Here is a 20,911-nt window from a genome sequence, read left to right as displayed (position 1 = left end):
AAGATGAAGGGGATTATTTGTGCCTCTTTTGAAATATTTAACTTGCAGGTTTTAAAGACTAAATTTTAATAGTTTTCAACAAACAAGTCTATCTTCTTTCTAAGGTCGTCACTAACCCCAACTAGTGGCAATCGTACCGTATCTGCGCAGATTTCTAGTTTGTTAAACACTGCTTTTATTCCGGCGGGATTTCCTTCTGCAAAAATGTAATCTATCGCAGGTGCAATTTTATAATGAATCTTATAAGCTTCGGTTACCTTTTTTTCCAGACCTAGCTTCACCATTTTTGAGAAATCTTTTGGAAAACCTTCACCAATAACCGAAATTACTCCTGCCCCACCTGCAAGTATTATTGGTAATGTATTCATATCGTCTCCAGAAATGATTAAGAAATCTTCCGGACAACCAGAAATTAAGCGCATTGCTTGTACTATATCGCCAGCAGCTTCTTTTATGGCAACAATTTTTTCAAAATCATTTGCAAGGCGAATAACGGTTTCAGGCAGCATATTCGATGCTGTTCTTCCTGGCACATTATACAAAATTATAGGCAATGGCGTTGCTTTTGCTATGGCCGCAAAATGCTGATAGATTCCTTCTTGAGTAGGTTTATTATAAAATGGCGAAACAGAAAGAATGGCTGTAAAGGCAGAAAGATCGCGAGTTTTCATTTCCTCGATTACTTCGTGAGTATTATTACCACCAATTCCTAAAACCAGTGGCAAGCGCCCATTATTTTCGGAAACCACAGTGTCTATCACGAGCTGCTTTTCCTCTTTAGAAAGCGTCGCACTCTCAGCTGTGGTGCCTAACACAACTAAGTAATCGATTCCATTTTCAATATTGAAATTGACAACGTTTTTGAGCCCAACTACGTCTACTGAAAAATCACTTTTAAAAGGTGTTATTAATGCGACACCTGTCCCTATTAATTCTTTCATATTTAGCTTATTATTTTTAATTTATACCGCATTTCCATTTTACAAAACAATGATATAAACAGCTTGCAGCAAATTATATTTTCTTTAAAATCTTCAAATACTTACCTACTTCACTTTTAAAAGTTTCAGGGTTCTTAAGGTCTATTGTTAACAGTAAATCGTATAACCTATCGTCTGCATTATTAAAGCCGATTTTAAATTTTGCTTTACTCTGTGCCATCATTGCATCTAAATAATCGTGCTTCCCTTTGTACAACCCAATAATAGCATCGAACGGAAAATTGAGGAATTCTTTTGCTTCTTCATTTTGAATTTCACCTTTCCAGTTAAATTCTTTGTTGCTTATCTGATTTTCCCGTAACGAAGGAACTTTTTTCTTAGTTTCGAGAAAAGTAAATTGCTTGATATCTTTTCGCTGTAATCCGAGCTCAGTTCCAAATTTGAATAATTTTTCAAAATCGTTAAAAAAAGTTTCATCTATTAAAAATCCCATATACTTCAACGATGTGTTTCGCTGTGAAACATCACGTTGTAACAAATTCTTATCAGTTTGTTTCTTTAAGAAATATAATTTAAACTTTTTTAACATAGAATTTCAAGCCAAGGCGGTGCAAAAATAGTCTTTTTCACGGTTTTTTACTTTGGTTTATATGGATTTAAGCATAGCCGGAAAAAATCAATAAAGAGTCTTTTATACTTCTGTGCAAACTACATTTACAAAAAGACCTACAAGGAGGTTTTGCTGAAAAAACGAAACAACACCTTGCAGGAGAAAGTAGGCATGCTGGATGGTTTAGTCAAAACGACTAAACAACACCTTGCAGGTCGAGAAGCGAAGCAAAAGCCAGGAAGAAATTTAAATCATTTGTAAGAAATCGTCTTCGGAAATGATTGCGACACCTAGACTTTCCGCTTTTGTTTTTTTACTCGGTCCCATATTGTCACCTGCTACCACATAATTGGTTTTGGTTGAAATAGAACTCGAAACTTTTCCACCATTGTCCTCTATCAATTTTTTGAGTTCATTACGCGATACTTTTGTAAAGACGCCGGAGACAACAAAAGTGTTTCCTTTTAGAGTATCTGTTTGATTGGCGAGTTTTTCTGCCGAAATTTCTAACTGAACCCCATACATTTTCAAACGTTCAATAATTGCAATAGTTTCATCTGAAGCGAAAAAGGAAACAACACTTTGGGCAATACGTTCGCCAATTTCATCGACAGTAATTAATTCTTCCTGAGTTGCATTTTTCAGCGCATCGATTGTTTTATAATGATTTGCCAGTTTTTTAGCCACCGTTTCACCCACGTAACGAATTCCCAAGCCGAACAACACTCTTTCAAAAGGAATCTGTTTGGAAGCTTCAACACCGTTTATAATATTTTCGGCGCTTTTTTGAGCCATTCGTTCTAGGGGAATAATCTGTTCTTCCTTTAAGAGGTATAAATCTGCGTAATTATTAATCAAGCCATTATTCACCAGAAGCGCGACAGTTTCACCTCCCAACCCTTCAATATCCATTGCCTTGCGTGAAATGAAATGCTGGATTCTACCAATAATTTGAGGTGGGCATCCCGCTGTATTTGGACAATAATGCTGGGCTTCCCCTTCAGCGCGAACTAAAGGTGTGTTGCATTCTGGGCATTCAGTGATATATTGTGTTGGTGATGAATTTGGATCGCGCTGAGTGAAGTCCACTCCGATTATTTTCGGAATAATTTCGCCGCCTTTTTCAACAAAAACAGTGTCACCTTCGCGAATATCTAGCTTTTCAATTTGGTCGGCGTTGTGAAGCGAAGCACGTTTTACGATAGTTCCTGCCAATTCAACAGCTTCCAAATTTGCCACGGGCGTAATTGCTCCAGTTCTTCCAACTTGATACGTAATTTGATTGAGGACAGTTGAAACTTGCTCGGCCTTAAACTTATATGCCATTGCCCAACGAGGAGATTTGGCGGTATAGCCCAATTCTTCTTGTTGTTGTAAGCTATTTACCTTTACCACAACTCCGTCTGTTTCGTACGGAAGCTCGTGGCGGTGAACATCCCAATAATTCACAAACTCTAAAACTTCATCTAAATTTTTAGCTAATTTGGCTGCTTCGGGAACTTTAAAACCCCATTCCCGTGCTTTTTGAAGACTTTCAAATTGAGTTTTTATCGGTACTCTATCCCCTTGAATATTATAAAGTAAGCACTCCAAAGGTCGTTTTGCAACCTCTGCGCTATCTTGTAATTTTAAACTACCCGACGCTGTGTTTCTGGGATTTCGATAAGGCTCCTCGCCTAGCTCTACCCTTTCGGCATTCATTTTTACAAAGCCTTCAAATGGCAAAATAATTTCCCCTCGAATATCAAAAAGCGGCGGATAATCACCTCGTAATTGTAACGGCACTGAACGGATGGTTTTTACATTGGCTGTAACATCATCTCCTTGAAATCCATCGCCTCGGGTTACAGCTCGCTTCAGTTTTCCGTCTTCATATGTTAAACTAATAGAAGCTCCGTCGTATTTAAGCTCGCAGGTAAATTCAACTACACCATCGACCATTTTTTCAATCCTTTTTTCCCAATCTTCAAGATCTTCTTTAGAATACGAATTTTCCAGCGAATACATTCTGAAAGTATGCGGAATGGTTTCAAAGTTTTTTGTTATTTCGCCGCCTACTCTAAGGGTTGGGGAGTTGGCATCATAAAACTCAGGATGCGCTTTTTCCAACTCTTGAAGTTGTTTCAGCTTTTGATCAAATTCGAAATCTGATATCGTAGGATTATCTAAAACGTAGTAGTTATAGTTGTGTTCGCTTAATTGGTTGCGAAGGGTTTTGATTTGTTGTTCGATGTTCATAAAAACAAAGATAAAATTTTAATCGTGTTGCTTTTTGAAAATCTGATCGGTTTTTTGAAGAATCATTACCAAAATTAAATGACCAATAAACAAATAGCGAACCCGCATATACAAACGCAAAAAAACTCTTTTAGAAAATTTTCAAAAGAGCTTTATTTTCAATTTTTCAATAAAAAGTACTACTTTGAAGTTTCAAGACTTTTTACAATACCTTTGGCATAATCTTCGGCAGTACTGGTCATAGTTCTAGGATCGGTGATTTTAGAAGTTACAATTGCTAACAGTTGCTTGTCTTCACTTTCGTCCATGTTATAAGCAACAGTTTCGACAATATATGTTTTAGAAACAGTGGTAGTTGTAGAATATGGCACATAATTTCCGTAGGTTGAATACGACATAGGGTAATAATAGTAACCATAAAAACCGTAGTAGTACGAAGGATAGCCCATTGGGTGTATTCCACCAGCGTAATAACCACCATCGGTTGTGGTTCGGGTGCTTTCTTGATAGTCTTTAACCACACTCATCACCACTCCGTTATACCCTTCGCTTTCCAAAATGGTTTTAATCATTTGTTGTTTGGCTTCGGTTGGTTTTTGGTCTGGATTTAACTTTGGAAACCTCTTAAAACTCTCCGTAGCCTTTATTCCCCTTGCGCGTAATTGATTGGCTATAGCTTCTTCAAAAGCCATTCTAGCCTGGTTGTTATCGGTTCGTGCAACAACTAAAATGTTTTTATCTTTTAATGATGCTAGGTTATCGCTTTTCCAACTGTCCAATACTTTCGAGGTAGAACAGCTTTGAGCAATCAATGCGAAGGTTATGATTAAAGAAGCAAATATGAATTTTCTCATAAATTAGGCAATTATTGTTGATTGGTTTGGAGTGTAAAGTACTTTAATTATGATGCGTATAAATTATTTTCAGAAACTTTTTTTAAGCTCTATCTTTATTCAACCATTTTGGAACCTCTGGGCGTTTAAATTCTTCCATTTTTTTGAGAAGCTGTATTGGGCTGGAATCTACTAAAAGTAGGTTGTAGTTTTCGATGGAAAGAAAGCCTTTACGCACCATATTTTCGAGCAAATTGATAAGGTCGTTATAAAACCCATTTACATTGAGAAGGCCAATTGGCTTTTTGTGAAGACCGAGCTGAAGCCAAGTAATGATTTCAAACAGTTCTTCGAGTGTTCCCATGCCACCAGGCAGCGCTATAAAACCATCGCTAGCTTCCTGCATTTTTAGTTTGCGTTCGTGCATGTTTTGGGTAGTTATAAGTTCTGAAAGGCCAAGGTGAACTACTTCTTTCATTTTTAGGAACTCAGGAATTATTCCAATCACTTTTCCATTATTATCTAAAACACTTTTTGCAATAGTTCCCATTACTCCAATCTTAGCAGCACCATAAATTAAAGTAATATTTCGGGCGGCAAAAATTTCACCAAGCTTTACAGCCATATCGGTTATAGCTAAATCATTACCACTACTACTCCCGCAGAAAACACATATTTTTTTGAGTTCGTTCATTTTTGGTGCAATTTAGCTAGAATTTATTTACACGATAAAACTTCGATTTCGATTTCAATTTCAGTTCTTATCCTCTAACAAAGGTACAAATCGAAATTCACCGAATTCTTCCTTTTCGAATTCTTTTTCTGATTTACGAGTAAAAACCGTCATTATTTGTACATTTTCCCCAACTGGAATTACTAATTTAGCTCCTATTTTGAGCTGTGCGAGCAAGGGTTGTGGAACGTACGGAGCACCCGCAGTTACTATTATTCCATCGAAAGGTGCTTCATCTGCCAAACCTATATAACCATCGCCAAAAATTAATCTTTTAGGCTTATAGCCTAATTTTGGTAAAAAAAGTTTCGTCTTTTTAAATAATTCGTTTTGTCGTTCTATAGTATAAAGCCTCACTCCCATTTCCAAAAGTACTGCTGCCTGATATCCACTCCCTGTTCCTATTTCCAGTATTTTATCGCCTTTTTTCACTTCCAAAAGTTCTGTTTGGCGGGCCACAGTGTAAGGTTGAGAAATAGTTTGATCGGCTGCAATTGGGAACGCCTTGTCCACGTAAGCGTGTCCTACAAAACCAGAATCCATAAAAAGATGGCGCGGAATCCTGCCAATAGCTGCTAAGACATTTTTATCTAGAATTCCTTTTTTTTCAAGGACCCCAACCAATTTTTTCCGCATACCCTTATGGGTAAAAGTGTCTTTCATGTTTTGTGAAATTTGATTTACAAAGTAACCTAATTTCGGTGGGAAGGTCAAGAGGTTGGAATGATTAATGAATATTTAATAATGGATAACGTTATATCAAAAATCTAGTAACTGCATATTGTTTCTTAGTACTGAACACCTAGCAACTGATTACTGAAAACTGTTTACTGAATACTGCGCACTGGACACTGATTCTTGAACACTAAATAAACCCTTTAAACTTTGCCTCGAAAATCTTACATTTGTGAAAAACACACGCACATGCTAAAAGCAGGAGTTCTTGGTGCTGGTCACTTGGGAAAAATTCACCTAAAATTGCTCAAACTATCTGAAAAATATGATTTGGTTGGGTTTTATGATGCAGATAAAAATGCTTCAAAAAAAATAGAAGAGGAATTCGGTTATAAGAGTTTTCCAACTATGGAAAGCCTTATCGAAGCGGCCGATATGGTTGTTGTGGTTACGCCCACCATTCATCATTACGATTGCGCTAAAAAAGTAATTGAAGCCGGCAAACATCTTTTCATTGAAAAACCAATCACGAAAACTGTGGCTGAGGCTGAAGAAATTCGGGATTTAGCCAAACAATATAAAGTTCGTGGACAGGTAGGACAGGTGGAACGCTTCAACCCAGCTTTTATGGCTATTAGGGATAAAATTAGCAACCCCATGTTTATCGAAACCCATCGATTAGCGGAATTCAACCCGAGAGGTACTGATGTTTCCGTGGTTCTCGATTTAATGATTCACGATATAGATATTATTCTTAGCGTCGTAAAAAGCCCCGTAAAAACTGTTAGTTCTAGTGGGGTTTCAGTGCTAAGCGAAACGCCCGATATTGCAAATGCACGTATCGAATTTGAAAACGGCTGCGTGGCCAACCTTACCGCTAGTAGAATTTCACTCAAAAATATGCGAAAAGCCCGATTCTTTCAGCGTGATGCCTATATTTCAGTAGATTTCCTTGAGAAGAAATGTGAAGCGGTACGGATGAAAGATGCGCCAAAAGAATTAGACGACTTCGCCTTGGTTTTGACGAACGCTGAAGGAAAACAGAAGCAAATTTATTTCGAAAACCCCAATGTGGATAGCAACAATGCCATCTTGGACGAATTGGAAAGTTTCGCCGAAGCCATTAAGGCCGATAGAACACCCGAAGTTTCATTACGCCAAGGAACAGAAGCCTTGCGCGTGGCAATGCTGATTATCGAAAAATTCAAGAGTATTTAATTATTCTTTTCCTGAAAGAGAACTATAAATTCCAAAATATAAATTCATTACTAATACATTAGATAAATCTAAAAACATCACATCAAGAAAATGAAAAATATAGCAGTAATAGGTGCCGGTACAATGGGAAATGGCATCGCCCATACGTTCGCTCAATTTGATTATAAAGTACATTTAATAGACATTCAGCAGGCTTATTTGGATAAGGGGATGGCAACTATCACCAAAAACCTTGACCGAATGGTTACCAAGGAAAGCATATCCGAAGCAGATAAGGAGCGAACTTTAAACAATATTATTACCTACACCAACCTTGAGGAAGGAGTAAAAAACGTAGGATTGGTAGTTGAGGCTGCTACAGAAAATGTAGATCTAAAATTGAATATTTTTCGTGATTTAGACAAGTTTTGCGGTCCCGACACTATTCTATCGAGCAACACCTCTTCTATCTCAATTACTCAGATTGCTGCAGTTACTTCGCGACCAGAAAAAGTAATTGGAATGCACTTTATGAACCCTGTTCCTATCATGAAATTGGTGGAAATTATTAAAGGGTACAGTACCAGTTCAGAAACATATGAAACGGTAGAAACACTTTCTAAAAACCTAAACAAAGTTCCTGTAGAAGTAAACGATTATCCTGGATTTGTGGCAAACAGAATATTGATGCCAATGATTAACGAGGCCATCGAAACACTTTATAATGGCGTGGCGGGAGTAAAAGAAATCGATACGGTTATGCGATTAGGAATGGCGCACCCTATGGGACCGTTGGCTTTAGCCGATTTTATTGGATTAGACGTTTGCCTTTCTATTTTAAACGTAATGTACGACGGATTTAAAAACCCAAAATACGCACCTTGTCCGTTATTGGTCAATATGGTTATGGCTGGAAAATTGGGTAGCAAAAGTGGCGAAGGTTTTTACGATTATAGCGAAAACCGCAAAGCAGAGGTCGTTTCAGCTCAATTCACAAAATAGTATTAAGTTAATGGTTATTGGGTTATTCAGTCTGGTTACTTAATACCTATTAACTCATTAACAAATAGCTCAGTTTCAAATAACTTACTAAAACTCAGTCTTGGCAAAAATAATTCCTTTTAAAGCCGTTCGACCCACTCGCGATAAGGTTAACTTACTTGCGGCTCGATCTTATGATAGTTACACGGCAGCCCAAGTGGAGTCGCGTTTACGGGACAATCCGTTTTCGTTTTTACATATCGTTAATCCGGGATATAAATTCCAAAAGGAGATTTCAGGGGTAGAACGTTATGGTTTGGTTCGAAATCGCTACGAGGAATTTAAGGAGGATGGTATTTTTATGCAGGACGAAAAACCGTCTTTTTACATTTATAAAATTGTGAATAGAGACGGATTAAAATTCACGGGTATTGTAGCTGCTGCAAGTGTTCAGGATTATGAAGACGATGTAATTAAAAAACATGAAGACACACTGGAATATCGCGAAACGGTACTCAAGGAGTACGTAAAAACTATTGGATTTAATGCAGAAGCAGTTCTCCTTACCTATCCAGACAATCCCAATTTGAATGAAATTATTCTGTCGGTAATGCAAAACCGTCCAGAATATGAATTTACAACCACCTACCGCGACACACATTATCTATGGAATGTTGATGATGAAGAATTATTGAAAAAAATACAAGAAATTTATGCCGAAATACCTGCATTGTACATTGCAGACGGCCACCATCGATCGGCTTCTTCCTATTTGCTAGCTAAAGACTTAAAAGAAGAAAATCCCGAACATACTGGCGATGAGTCGTATAATTATTTTATGAGTTTCCTAATTCCTGAGAGCGACTTAAAAATTTATGAATTCAATAGATTGGTGAAAGATTTAAACGGATTGGAAAAAGAAGAATTCTTGATAAAACTTGATGAATCTTTCAGAATAGAAAATCGTGGGTTAGACTATTATAAACCTTCAAAAAAGCATCATTTTAGCATGTATCTTGACGGTGAATTTTACTCATTACACCTTCGAAAAAATAAATACAAGATAAATAACGCACTTGATGCACTTGATGCTCAAATATTGTACACAACTATTCTAAAGCCCCTATTAGGAATCGAAGATTTAAGAAATGATCAACGAATTGAGTATTCTCACGGAAAAAAAGAACTCGCCTACGTACAAACCGTGATAGATTCAGGTAGCTTTGCCGTGGGTTTTGGGCTACTTCCCGTAACAACCGACGAACTTAAAAAAATCGCAGATGAAGGGTTAAAAATGCCTCCAAAAAGCACATACATAGAACCCAAATTAAGAAGTGGTGTGACAGTATATGAATTCTAATGTCAATAATTAAACATTACTTATTCACAATACTGTAAACCAGAAATTCTAAAAACCTTAAATTGAATACGTGAATAGCGAGAATAAAATGAAGATGAATATTTCAGAAAATTTAAAAGAGCTTAAAAAAGAATTACCTGATAATGTAAGTTTAGTAGCTGTTACAAAAACTAAGCCCATTGGTGATATAATGGAAGCTTATAATGCAGGCCATCGCGTCTTCGGGGAAAACAAAGTCCAGGAAATGGAATCTAAATGGCAGGAAATGCCAAAGGATATTGAATGGCATATGATTGGCCATGTTCAGCGGAACAAGGTGAAGTATATGGCTCCTTTTGTTTCATTAATCCATGCTGTTGATAGCCTCAGGCTCCTAAGGGAAATTAACAAAGAAGCTCGAAAAAATGATAGGGTTATCAATTGTCTTTTGCAAATTAAAATAGCAGAGGAAGACAGTAAATTTGGAATGGATAAAACTGAAGCGCTTCAATTACTTGATTCTAACGATTTCAAAAAATTTGAAAATATTAAAATCATTGGCTTAATGGGCATGGCAACCTTTACTGATGATGAAAAACAAGTCTCCAACGAATTTAGAAGTCTAAAAACTCTGTTTGATTCTATTAAAGAAAAGCATAATATGCCTGTGCTGTCCATGGGAATGAGCGGCGATTATAAGTTGGCAATAAAAAACGGCAGCAATATGGTTCGGGTTGGGAGTGCTATTTTTGGAGAACGCGGGTAATGCGTGTTCAGTAGCAGTTCGCAGTAGCTCCTCCTACACTGAAAAAGCTTCGGCGGACAAGAGTGGGCAGTTATTTCAATAAAAATATAAATTAAGAATAGTCAGTTAGTTGATGTACGCAGTTTTAGATATAGAAACCACAGGTGGAAAATACAATGAGGAAGGCATAACTGAAATTGCAATCTACAGATTTGATGGACATAAAATCGTTGACCAATTTGCCAGTTTAGTAAATCCCGAAAGACCAATACAACCTTTTGTGGTGAACTTAACGGGCATTAATAATAATATGTTACGGCAGGCACCAAAGTTCTATGAAGTAGCAAAACGCATTATAGAAATTACCGATGGCTGCGTTATGGTTGCGCATAATGCACTTTTTGACAATCGAATTTTAACGACGGAATTTGATAGATTAGGCTATAATTTTCAAAAAGAAACACTTTGCACTGTTGAATTGGCAAAAAAGCTAATTCCAGATATGCCGTCATATAGTTTAGGCAAATTAGTGAAAGCATTAGGCATTCCACTAAGTGACAGGCATCGCGCTCAAGGAGATGCAAAAGCGACTGTAGCCCTCTTCAAGTTGCTTCTTAACAAGGATAATTCTAAAGAAATAATTGCGGAAACGCTCAGAAAAGAAATTAAGCCTGAGTTAAATCCAAAAATGCTGGATATTATAGAATCCACTCCTTCAGAGACTGGAGTTTATTATATGCACAATAGCGCTGGCGAAATAATTTTTATAGGCAGAAGTAAAAATATCCGCAAAAAACTGATACAACACTTCACCAACGACAATAGGAAATCAAAGCGACTGCAGCTAGAAGTAAAAAAGGTAACGTATGAAAAAACAGGGAATGAATTAATTTCGATGTTAAAAGAACATCTCGAAATTAGGCTAAACAAACCAAGGTATAACAAGATTCAACGCCGCTCTTTATACACCCATCAGCTTACTTCATTCGTTGATAACAATGGTTACTTAAATCTGAAGATTGATAAGTCCGACGGCAGGAAAAAAGCGTTAATTACTTTTAGTAACTACCAACAAGCAAAATCAGAGCTTCTTAGAATTACGCAAGAAAATGAATTATGTCCTAAATTAACGGGGCTTCAGGATAGTTCAGAAAATTGTTCTTATTATTCGATTGAAAAATGTGCGGGCGCGTGTATAAATAACGAATCACCCGAATCATATAACAAGCGGGTTCTAGATTTTTTAAACAAAGAAAGTTTTGAAAAGTGGAATAAACTGTTAATCGACCGTGGACGGGAAACAGAGGAGCGTTCTGTAATTTGGATTGAGAATGGAAAATATAGAGGATATGCGTTTTATGATTTAAATTATCAAATCACCAAACCTGAAATTTTAAGAACTATTATCAATTTGGTTGATCATTCCCGCGAATCACAACACATTATCCAAAATTACCTTCGTAGAAATAAAACTATGAAATTAATAAACCTTTCCCCTATTTCGGGCAAATAGATTGACTTTGTCTATTTTTATACTTTTAAAAACCTGATGTTAGAACCAATCAATAAAAAAGACTGGCGTTATCGTGTTCATGAAATAATTTATGAAGCAGATACGCCTATGGGTAAACTCTTTGATATTATTTTACTCATTTTAATATTATTGAGCGTGATTGTTGTAATGCTCGAAAGTGTTGCGAGAATTGGCTTAAAATATCAAAACATTTTTTTGGTAATTGAATGGGTAATTACATTCTTCTTTACCATTGAATATATTGCAAGAGTAATTAGCGTAAAAAAGCCTATAAAATATATATTCAGTTTTTATGGAATTATTGATTTCCTTTCTACTATCCCACTCTACCTTTCATTAGTCTTTGTTGGCAGTAATTATTTATTAACGGTTCGAGCTTTACGACTTTTAAGAGTTTTCAGAATTTTAAAAGTTACGCGTTACATTGGCGAAGGAAATAAATTAAGGAAGGCACTTATTGAAAGTAGAGCAAAGATCTTCATTTTCATTTTTGCAGTACTCATCGTAGCCATAATCACAGGAACTCTAATGTACCTTATAGAAGGAGAAGCAAGTGGTTTTGATAACATTCCTGTTAGTGTATATTGGTGTATTGTAACTCTCACTACCGTTGGCTTTGGCGACATAACGCCGGTAACGCCTGTAGGGCAATTTTTAGCCACCTTCATTATGATTTTAGGTTACGGTATCATTGCTGTGCCTACTGGAATTGTAGGCACGCGATACGCACGAAATAGTAGCGAAGATTATGTACACGTAAACACTCAGTCTTGTCGTAATTGCGGTATTCAAAGACATAGAGATGATGCTAAATTTTGTCATAATTGTGGCGATAGTCTGAATAAGGAAAACATTACTGAAGTAAATGAGGAATAAACCATTACTTGTTTGTGTAGTCGGTCCCACCGCAATCGGAAAAACTTCATTGGCAATTGAACTTGCAAATGCCTTTAACACCGAAATAATTTCTGCAGATTCACGACAGTTTTATAAAGAAATGTCTATCGGAACAGCCGTTCCTTCAGAAGATGAATTAAAGGCCGCACCGCATCATTTTATACAATCCAAAAGTATTTTTGAAGACTATAGTGTAGGTGATTTTGAAAGAGATGCGCTGACTTTAATAACCGAAAAGTTTAATCCAACTGATGCTGATATTGAAAAACGTTCCACTTTAGTTATGGTTGGTGGCTCAGGCCTTTATGTAGATGCTGTCGTTAAAGGACTGGACAAATTTCCAGAAGTACCTGCTGAAATTCGTGATAACTTGAATGTTGAACTCCAGAAATTTGGAATTGAACATCTACAGGAAAAACTAAAAAACGCAGATCCCAACTATTATTCAAAAGTAGATATTCAGAACCCGCATAGGTTAATTAGAGCGCTTGAAATTTATATGGCAACTGGTAGGCCCTACTCTTCCTTTCTTACCAAAGAAAATACAATTAGGGATTTCGAAACTATTTTTATTGGTATAACAGCCGAAAGGGAAATTGTTTATGCAAGAATAAACGAACGGGTCGACAGGATGATTGATGCGGGCTTGATTGAAGAAGCTCGGAGCCTCTACGCCCATCGAGAGAAAAACGCTTTACAGACTGTTGGTTATCGTGAGCTATTTTCGTTTTTCGACGGCACTTTATCTATAGAAGAAGCTATTTCTGAAATAAAAAAGAACACACGGCGCTTTGCCAAAAGACAAGGTACTTGGTTTAAGAAAAACGAGCGCATTCATTGGTTCGATTATCAAACCTGTGCTTCAGAAATCGTCGCCTTTATAAATGAAAAAAACGCCATATAATCGGCGTTTTTTCATATTACATCTAAAACCTTACGTTCTAGTTATCCACTTCGTTTTTAACAACTAATCGGAAGCCTTCGCCATGAATGTTAACGATTTCTACGCCGTCATCCTTGCTAAGGTACTTTCTCAACTTGGCAATATAAACATCCATACTTCTAGAAGTGAAATAATTATCATCTCTCCAGATTTTAGTAAGTGCAAGTTCACGAGCCATTAAATCATTTTTGTGCAATGCTAAAAGGCGCAATAACTCATTTTCCTTTGGGGATAATTTTATTGGATCTTCTTCTTTATATGTCAAGAATCGTAATTTTGAATTTAGGAAGAAATTTCCTATTTCAAATTCAAATTGCTTGCTATCGGCAATTGAATCAATCGCTTTTCTTTGAATAATTGCTTTTATTTTCATCAACAATACTTCGCTATCAAAAGGCTTGTTTAGGTAGTCGTCTGCACCAACTTTATAGCCTTTTAAAACGTCTTCTTTCATAGCCTTCGCAGTAAGGAAGATAATGGGGATATCTTCGTTCTTTTCACGAATCTCTTTCGCTAAAGTGAAACCGTCTTTATAAGGCATCATCACATCTAAGATACAAAGATCGAAGTCGTCTTTTTTAAACTTTTCAAAACCTTCCATTCCATTTTTAGCGTGGGTAACGTTATAATCGTTCATCTGGAGGTAATCTTTCAATACTGTTCCGAAGTTGGGGTCATCTTCTACGAGTAGAATTTTTTTGTTTTCTGTTTCCATAAGTTCTAAGTTATTAGGTGTAGTTTTAATATAAAAGTTGAGCCTTTATCTTTTTCGCTTTCCACGTAAATTTCGGCATCGTGGTCGTCAAGAATACTCTTAACATATGCAAGGCCCAGGCCGTGACCTTTAACATTGTGTATATCTCCAGTGTGTTCGCGATAAAATTTTTCAAATATTCTTTTCATAACAGCTTTACTCATTCCCTGTCCTTGATCCCTAATTTTCAATATGATACTGTTCTTTACGTTTTCTGAGTAAATATCAATTTTAGGCTCGTTGTTAGAATATTTTATAGCATTATCTAGAATATTCACTATTACATTAGTCAAATGTGATTTATTGGCCAAAACTGTCGTTTTCATAGCGCCAAAATGCGTTTTAACATATCCTCCTCTATCTTCTACAATTAGGCTTACATGATTAATAGCTTCCAGCGTTATTTCCTGTAAATCAATTGCTTCTTTTGATAAATTAAGTTCATTCTTTTCCAACTTTGAAATTCGTAAAACATTCTCAACCTGCATATGCATTCGTTTGTTTTCATCACGAATCATTCCCAAATAGCGTTCTAGAAATTCTCTATTGTCTTTAACTTTCGGGTTTTTCAAAGAGTCCAGCGCCAGATTTATAGTGGCAATTGGTGTTTTGAACTCGTGGGTCATATTATTGATAAAATCTGTTTTAATTTGTGAAATCTGTCGCTGTTTATAAATCTGCGAGATAGCACTTGCATAGGCCAACACGATAACTGCTGTAAAAACCAATGAAAGTATAGCCATTCCTAAAATACTGCTAAGCACCAACTTTCGTTTACCTGAGAAATCTACATACAAATCGAACTGACTATTTTTATCGCTTACAAAAAGTGGAACTACATATGTACTTTCTGGCTTTAGTTTAAAATTTTTAGAACGTACTTTGGTTTCTAAATTGTTGCTATAAATCGCAAATTCGAAATCTGATTTTAATCCTCGTTCGTCTAACTCTTTTCTTAGTAATTCATTAATCTCATCTGCATCAACCCTTTTATAAATTGGAGATAAGGCTACTACTTCACTTATAAAATTTTCAAACTGATTTCGCTCATAATCTTTAAGTCTTGAAAAAGATTCAACTTTAGATTCTGTCTTTGAAGCTCCATCTAAACCTTCAGAAATTACGGTTTTGGTTTTTCTGTTGGTTAATTTTTTAAATTGGATGCTATCCAGTTCATTGTCCAATAAACCCGATGACAATTTGTAATCCTGTTCTAAAATGCCATCTGTAAATAAATATGTCTCGTTGGTAGACTTATTTTGAATTTTATAAGCCAATTCGGTGAAGGTTACATTATCCGGAACCTCAATACTATCCACATAGGCACTGTACACCTGATAATAGGCTTCAATTTCTTTCAGTTGGACTTTTTTAGCCACTGATAGGAGTACTTGGCGGACATTGATAGTGAATTGTTCTTGCTTTGTTTGATAAGCATTTGATATCCAATATCCTTGTACAAATACTATTCCCAACAACGAAAGGCTCATAAGTGCTATGAGCAATACGAATAGTTTTTTGTTCATACCACAAAAATAAGATTTTAACATTTAGTGCATTGTACCTTTAACCAAATGTTAACAGAACAAAATAACTTGCTTTAAATCAGTTGAGAATGGATGGTTTCTACTTGCATTTTAGTTTCGGGAAGTGTTTCATTTTGGATGACGAAGTTTGATAATTTTATTTTTTCAGAATCATTCCATTGATTGTTCATACGAGCTTCAACTTCAGTTTTGGAAACTTGGTCTCGATCCATAACACGACGGATACGTTCTTTTTTTGAGGCCGTTACTAAAATAACTAAATCGCATTGCACATTACTGCCACTTTCAAAAAGAATAGCGGCTTCTTTGATAACATACGGTGCGGTTTGATTGGCGACCCAATTTTTAAAATGCTCGCCGACTTTTGGATGAATTATTGCATTCACTTTCTGAAGAAGTACTTTGTCATTAAAGATTTTGTCGGCTAGAAATTTTCTATCGAGTTTACCATTTTTATACGTTTCATCACCAAGTAATAAAATAAGTTCCTTACGAATAGCTTCAGATGTATTCGTTAATATTTTTGCTTCTACATCGGAATTATAAACAGGAATTCCTAATTCAGCAAACATTTTTGCCACGGTAGTTTTACCGCTTCCTATTCCCCCTGTGAGTCCTATTATTTTCATAAACTACTAGTTTCTTTGATATGGCGTACTATTGGAAAGTTATTTGAAAATAAAAAAATCAATTTTCTTCGGCTCAAATACTATATTCACAGCGCCTTTCGGTTTTTTAACTAATACAGGAAGCATAAAGTTATCGCTTTCGTTCCGTTTAGAATAATCGCACACAACCCTGAAATTTTCTTTGGTTGCTCCCTGAAACTCATCAATAGCAATATCAAATGAAACAGTAATTCGTTCTGGCACCAATTTAAGCTCAAGGCTTGGTGGTAAGTTAATTACTTCTACTGGCAATGTAAATTCACCTTGGGAAAATTCCGCTACTGGCCATTCAACTTTAATTTTGGAGGGCTTAATCTTAACAATATCATCTGAAGGTGAGATAAGTTCAAGCGTTTCTGAAATTGATTTTTCAACGTTATTTAAAGTGAGACGTTTGGTGTCTATAGAATGAATTTCCTCCAAAACACCTTTAGGCCCTGAAATTGTAATGGAATCTGGTTTCATTTGAATACTATCAATAGGTTTGAACCCATCTTTAAATGAAATATCAATTTTTGGGTTAACACCTATACGCTTTAATATAATTGGATCTAAATTCACCGTTAAGCCATCAACAGATAAATTTTTGATATCCATATATTTATTGAAGTTTGAACTCAATTTTCTTACTAGTTCATTTCTTGAAATTATAAACTTATCATCATCTTCATCATAGTAACTGGTCACATTAATTTCTAAGGCCGGTTTCTTAAGCTTATAAAATAGAATTTCGAAACCATTTGCAGTCAAATCAAAAGTAATTTCGTGTAGGTTGTTAGAGGCAAGTGCTGCTGTTTCAGGCAAATTTGTATAACTAATTTTTGCAGCAACAGAAGCAGTAAATTCACGGCTAAACTTGGTTAATACCCAAAAAACGCTAGCCACAATAAGAAAAAATATAAATAATTTTAACTTGCCTTTAGAATATTTTGGAGCTGCTTTTTTTGCCATAGTGGGTGCATTGCAATTTTTTTAAAATTACTTAAAAAATAGAAAGGGAAATTGTTTCTGAGGATTTTTGTTCATAACACGTATAAAGAAAAATGACTTCATAAAAGCTAATCCATATCCAAAAAACTGTATAAACGTTGCGATAATTGACAACAAACCTATATAAACACTTTTGTTTTTAATGGTAGAATCAAAAAATATAACGCAAACGTACAGGGTTAAAGGAACTAGAAATAATGAATTAAAAAATAAAGCAAAGAGAATGGAAAACAGAACGAAGAAAACGAACAAACTAGGAAACCAAAATGTAATTTTTGAAGAAGACGGATGCCACTGATTCAAAATGGGGCGAACTAATCCAAATTTTTTTACTTGCAAATAAAACTTACTCCAAGAGATACGTCTTTTGTGATAAACAAATGCGTCGGGGATGAAAGTGGTTTCATACCCTGCTTTTAAAATACGTTGGGAAAGATCAGGATCCTCGCCAGGGTGTATTTTCCCGAATCCTCCGGTAGCCTCAAAAGCTTCTTTAGAAATTCCCATGTTGAAACTACGTGGCTCAAATTTCTGAATACCTTTTTTTCTTCCTCGTAACCCTCCTGTAGTTAACAAAGAGGTCATAACATAGTTTATTGCCTTTTGCAAAGGTGAAAAACTTGAATGCGCGGCATCTGCACCACCAAAACAATGATAATAATTACTGGAAAGAAAATTATCAACAGTTGCAAGGTATGTAGAAGGTAATAAGCAATCTGAGTCTAGTATAATAAAGTAATCATTTTTAGCACGTGCCATTCCATAATTACGGGAATCACCTGGTCCAGAGTTATTTTTAAAAAAATATGAAATCGTGAGTTTATCTGAAAATTCAGACACTACATCTTTTGCTGTTTCTGAAGAACCATCTTCAACAATAACCACTTCAAACGGATTTTGATAGTCTAAAAGCACCATGCTTTCCAATAACTCCCTAATTTCATGGGGGCGGTTATAAACAGGAATGATAAAGGAATATTTATTCATTTTGCAAAGTTAGGCAAATAAAAAAAGCCATTCCCTTTTGAGAATGGCTTTTGAGATTGAAGTTAATCTAAAAAATTACTTCTTAGTAATTTTGTACGTTCCTGTTTGACCATCAACAGTAACTTGCATTACGTAAGTTCCAGCTGCAAGTCCTTCTAAATTAATATTAGAAGCAGTAGCATCAACATTTACAGTCATAACTTTTTGACCCAAAAGGTTAAATAAAGAAACAGCCTCTATGTTGCTATTTGCTTTTAAGTTAAGTACATCGCTTGTTGGGTTTGGATAAAAATTGAATCCAGAAAGTGCATTGTCTTTAATACCAACAGTTGGTGTACCGTACATAATGAAAGGCATACCTTGTGGAGTAAATGAACCACCGTCTTCAAGTGGCTGCCAGATATCATCAGCAGCAACATATTGCATAGCGTTTCCAGTTGTAGCTTCACCTAAAATTGCAATAGGAGGAGCCCAAGGACCAGAAGAACCAGAACCTCCAAATGAATAGTGTATCCAGTAAGTTCCAGGAGCAAGATTTAATCCATTTGTAAATGCAGTTACTCTGTTAATTTGTCTTGTAGTGTCATCAGGAGTGTTTTCAGACGCTCTGTTCGCTTCTGCGTAGAAAGAATCTTCTATAATGTTTGTTGTTAAGTCACCCCAGATAACGTTAGCACCTGCACTTGGATCACCATCCCAAACTTGAAGATATACAGCATCTACAGTTGGAGCAGTCGAGCCTGTTTGGTAAGCGAATACATCGATAAATTCAATTGAGTACCCTTCAGTAAGTTCTACATCGTCAGCAACGCTATATCCACTTGCGAAGGCTGCACCAGCACCTAACGTGGTCATACCAAGAGTGTTAACCTCTAAAAGACTTACATTTGGAGTGCCTTCGATATTCCAGAAAGGTCCATTGTCATAAATAACATCAGCTCTCATTGCATTGTTTGAAGAACCGTAAGTACCTGTAAACGGAATATTCACATTTAGATTTCTTTCCGCAGCTACATTTTCAGTTGCAACTACAGCATCTTGAACCAATACAGAAGCATTAGTATCGTAATAAGCAGCTGGTAACTGAACTTGCTGTGCTTTCATCATACCAACAGTGGCGATAAAAGAACATAATAATAAAGTAGTTTTTTTCATAATATTAAAGTTTAATTGTTAATACTGAACAAACATAAGAAAAGAAAAATAAGTTTTGATAATTTTAACAATGTTTTTTTGTCATTCAAATTAAAATATTGTAATCGTGATTGTTGTGGAAAAATCAAAAATAAATTTACATCTAATAAACTACTATACAAGTGTTTAAATTCATAACAATCAAGGTATACAAAAACTGGATTTTAAACTTAGCTTCTGCTTGAAATTCATTTTAGATAATTACACTTCAATTTATGCTACACAATAACTGTTTACAAAAAAGAGGCCACCAATTTGGCAGCCTCTTAATTGTATTTAAAAACTATTTAAATTAGTTTTTAATAACCTTATAGGTTCCAGTCTGTCCATCGACAGTTACTTTCATAATATAAGTTCCTACAGCAAGTCCTTCAACATTCAAGTTAGAAGATGTTGCACCAATTTGGTTAGCCATAACTTTTTGGCCTAACATATTGAACAATTCTACAGACTCGATGTTTTTAGATGCATTTAGGTAAAGCATTTGATTTGCTGGGTTTGGATAAAAATTAAATCCAGCAAGTGAATTATCTTCAATTCCTACAGTAGCATTACACTCTCCTTCGAAAATATAAACACCATCCATAAGTGGGTCTCCGATAGTCCAACCTGCATCAAACTGTGCTGCTGGGTGTCCTACAGAAGATGAAGAAGTAACTACCCAGAATACACTTCCAGTAGCGCCCCCATCGGTAACAGAAAGCTCAATCCAATATGTGGTAGGAGCGTCGTTTTGTCCTTCAAACACAAATGGCTCTACAGAAAGCTCTATTTCGTTAACATCGAAACCAAAATTGTTTCCAATTACGGCTTGACTATCGATAGTAACACCTGTTTCTGAACCAATTAATGCTCCAGGAAGACCAGCTGCATCGTCATAGTAATTAACATCTACACTAGCAATACCTCCGTTAGCAAAAATACTAGCTGTGATATTAGTTAATGTAAAGTCTTCTCCTGCTGGAATGGTAACGTCATTAGCAGTCATAAAGTCGGTTGCTGAAGAACAGTTAAATCCGTTTTCAAAAGTACCGTCGTTTGGATTCTCTTCAGCACAAGTGTCTCCACCACCGCCTCCGCCGGTAGGTTCACACTCACCTTCAAA

At 35.9% G+C, this 20,911-nt stretch carries 20 protein-coding genes; 7 read left to right on the top strand and 13 right to left on the bottom strand.

Annotated features, from left to right (window positions below; all coding sequences use genetic code 11):
• Nucleotides 1–65: 65 nt before the first annotated feature.
• The 6 genes from dapA to BLW28_RS11035 all read right to left on the bottom strand — a co-directional run bounded on the left by dapA (nucleotide 66) and on the right by BLW28_RS11035 (nucleotide 6,018).
• On the bottom strand, nucleotides 66–941 hold the full coding sequence (dapA, locus tag BLW28_RS11060; RefSeq protein WP_073218844.1) for a 4-hydroxy-tetrahydrodipicolinate synthase: 876 nt from the start codon (nucleotides 939–941) through the stop codon (nucleotides 66–68).
• A gap of 73 nt (nucleotides 942–1,014) precedes the next feature.
• Nucleotides 1,015–1,530 carry a DUF6913 domain-containing protein gene (locus BLW28_RS11055; protein WP_073218841.1) on the bottom strand — a complete coding sequence of 172 codons (516 nt, stop codon included), beginning with the start codon at nucleotides 1,528–1,530 and terminating at the stop codon, nucleotides 1,015–1,017.
• 267 nt (nucleotides 1,531–1,797) lie between these two features.
• Complete coding sequence (gene ligA, locus BLW28_RS11050) at nucleotides 1,798–3,789, bottom strand: NAD-dependent DNA ligase LigA (RefSeq protein WP_073218838.1); 1,992 nt, start codon at nucleotides 3,787–3,789, stop codon at nucleotides 1,798–1,800.
• A 179-nt stretch (nucleotides 3,790–3,968) separates the two neighbouring features.
• Nucleotides 3,969–4,643 (bottom strand): hypothetical protein, encoded by a 675-nt coding sequence (locus BLW28_RS11045; RefSeq protein WP_073218835.1) that lies wholly within the window; start codon nucleotides 4,641–4,643, stop codon nucleotides 3,969–3,971.
• A gap of 82 nt (nucleotides 4,644–4,725) precedes the next feature.
• The gene (locus BLW28_RS11040) at nucleotides 4,726–5,316 is read right to left on the bottom strand and encodes an LOG family protein (protein ID WP_073218833.1); all 591 of its coding nucleotides are present in this window, start codon (nucleotides 5,314–5,316) and stop codon (nucleotides 4,726–4,728) included.
• 60 nt (nucleotides 5,317–5,376) lie between these two features.
• On the bottom strand, nucleotides 5,377–6,018 hold the full coding sequence (locus tag BLW28_RS11035; RefSeq protein WP_073218830.1) for a protein-L-isoaspartate(D-aspartate) O-methyltransferase: 642 nt from the start codon (nucleotides 6,016–6,018) through the stop codon (nucleotides 5,377–5,379).
• A gap of 261 nt (nucleotides 6,019–6,279) precedes the next feature.
• On the opposite strand from BLW28_RS11035, the gene BLW28_RS11030 reads away from it, so the two are divergent.
• The 7 genes from BLW28_RS11030 to miaA all read left to right on the top strand — a co-directional run bounded on the left by BLW28_RS11030 (nucleotide 6,280) and on the right by miaA (nucleotide 13,627).
• Nucleotides 6,280–7,248, top strand: coding sequence for a Gfo/Idh/MocA family protein (locus BLW28_RS11030; RefSeq protein ID WP_073218827.1), 969 nt, complete (start codon nucleotides 6,280–6,282; stop codon nucleotides 7,246–7,248).
• A gap of 90 nt (nucleotides 7,249–7,338) precedes the next feature.
• Nucleotides 7,339–8,229, top strand: coding sequence for a 3-hydroxybutyryl-CoA dehydrogenase (locus tag BLW28_RS11025; RefSeq protein ID WP_073218824.1), 891 nt, complete (start codon nucleotides 7,339–7,341; stop codon nucleotides 8,227–8,229).
• Nucleotides 8,230–8,329: 100 nt separating this feature from the next.
• The gene (locus tag BLW28_RS11020) at nucleotides 8,330–9,568 is read left to right on the top strand and encodes a DUF1015 domain-containing protein (protein WP_073218821.1); all 1,239 of its coding nucleotides are present in this window, start codon (nucleotides 8,330–8,332) and stop codon (nucleotides 9,566–9,568) included.
• An 88-nt stretch (nucleotides 9,569–9,656) separates the two neighbouring features.
• Nucleotides 9,657–10,313, top strand: coding sequence for a YggS family pyridoxal phosphate-dependent enzyme (locus tag BLW28_RS11015; RefSeq protein WP_262481113.1), 657 nt, complete (start codon nucleotides 9,657–9,659; stop codon nucleotides 10,311–10,313).
• Nucleotides 10,314–10,425: 112 nt separating this feature from the next.
• Nucleotides 10,426–11,805 carry an exonuclease domain-containing protein gene (locus BLW28_RS11010; protein WP_073218815.1) on the top strand — a complete coding sequence of 460 codons (1,380 nt, stop codon included), beginning with the start codon at nucleotides 10,426–10,428 and terminating at the stop codon, nucleotides 11,803–11,805.
• A 36-nt stretch (nucleotides 11,806–11,841) separates the two neighbouring features.
• A complete protein-coding gene (locus BLW28_RS11005) occupies nucleotides 11,842–12,702 on the top strand; it encodes an ion transporter (protein ID WP_073218812.1) in 861 nt (286 codons plus the stop codon).
• Nucleotides 12,692–13,627 carry a tRNA (adenosine(37)-N6)-dimethylallyltransferase MiaA gene (miaA, locus tag BLW28_RS11000; protein WP_073218809.1) on the top strand — a complete coding sequence of 312 codons (936 nt, stop codon included), beginning with the start codon at nucleotides 12,692–12,694 and terminating at the stop codon, nucleotides 13,625–13,627. Before BLW28_RS11005 ends, miaA begins: the two co-directional genes overlap by 11 nt.
• A gap of 37 nt (nucleotides 13,628–13,664) precedes the next feature.
• Here miaA and BLW28_RS10995 read toward each other — a convergent pair whose 3' ends face one another.
• The 7 genes from BLW28_RS10995 to BLW28_RS10965 form a co-directional block, all read right to left on the bottom strand.
• Nucleotides 13,665–14,381 (bottom strand): response regulator transcription factor, encoded by a 717-nt coding sequence (locus BLW28_RS10995; protein ID WP_073218806.1) that lies wholly within the window; start codon nucleotides 14,379–14,381, stop codon nucleotides 13,665–13,667.
• Between the two features lie 5 nt (nucleotides 14,382–14,386).
• Nucleotides 14,387–15,946, bottom strand: coding sequence for a sensor histidine kinase (locus BLW28_RS10990; protein WP_073218892.1), 1,560 nt, complete (start codon nucleotides 15,944–15,946; stop codon nucleotides 14,387–14,389).
• A 74-nt stretch (nucleotides 15,947–16,020) separates the two neighbouring features.
• Complete coding sequence (gene coaE, locus BLW28_RS10985) at nucleotides 16,021–16,596, bottom strand: dephospho-CoA kinase (RefSeq protein WP_073218804.1); 576 nt, start codon at nucleotides 16,594–16,596, stop codon at nucleotides 16,021–16,023.
• A 39-nt stretch (nucleotides 16,597–16,635) separates the two neighbouring features.
• Nucleotides 16,636–17,586 (bottom strand): CdaR family protein, encoded by a 951-nt coding sequence (locus BLW28_RS10980; protein WP_073218801.1) that lies wholly within the window; start codon nucleotides 17,584–17,586, stop codon nucleotides 16,636–16,638.
• A gap of 27 nt (nucleotides 17,587–17,613) precedes the next feature.
• Entirely contained in the window at nucleotides 17,614–18,612 is a 999-nt protein-coding gene (locus BLW28_RS10975; RefSeq protein ID WP_073218798.1) for a glycosyltransferase family 2 protein, read from the bottom strand.
• A gap of 75 nt (nucleotides 18,613–18,687) precedes the next feature.
• Nucleotides 18,688–19,767: a T9SS type A sorting domain-containing protein gene (locus BLW28_RS10970; RefSeq protein WP_073218795.1), complete on the bottom strand. Its 1,080-nt coding sequence runs from the start codon at nucleotides 19,765–19,767 to the stop codon at nucleotides 18,688–18,690.
• A 331-nt stretch (nucleotides 19,768–20,098) separates the two neighbouring features.
• On the bottom strand, nucleotides 20,099–20,911 hold an 813-nt coding region (locus BLW28_RS10965; RefSeq protein WP_177165887.1), incomplete at its 5' end, for a T9SS type A sorting domain-containing protein.

It is taken from the genome of Aequorivita viscosa (genome assembly GCF_900106795.1).
In the GTDB taxonomy this organism is placed as follows: domain Bacteria; phylum Bacteroidota; class Bacteroidia; order Flavobacteriales; family Flavobacteriaceae; genus Aequorivita; species Aequorivita viscosa.
Note: the sequence above shows the minus strand (reverse complement) of the source record. Positions and strands in the feature narration are given on the sequence as shown.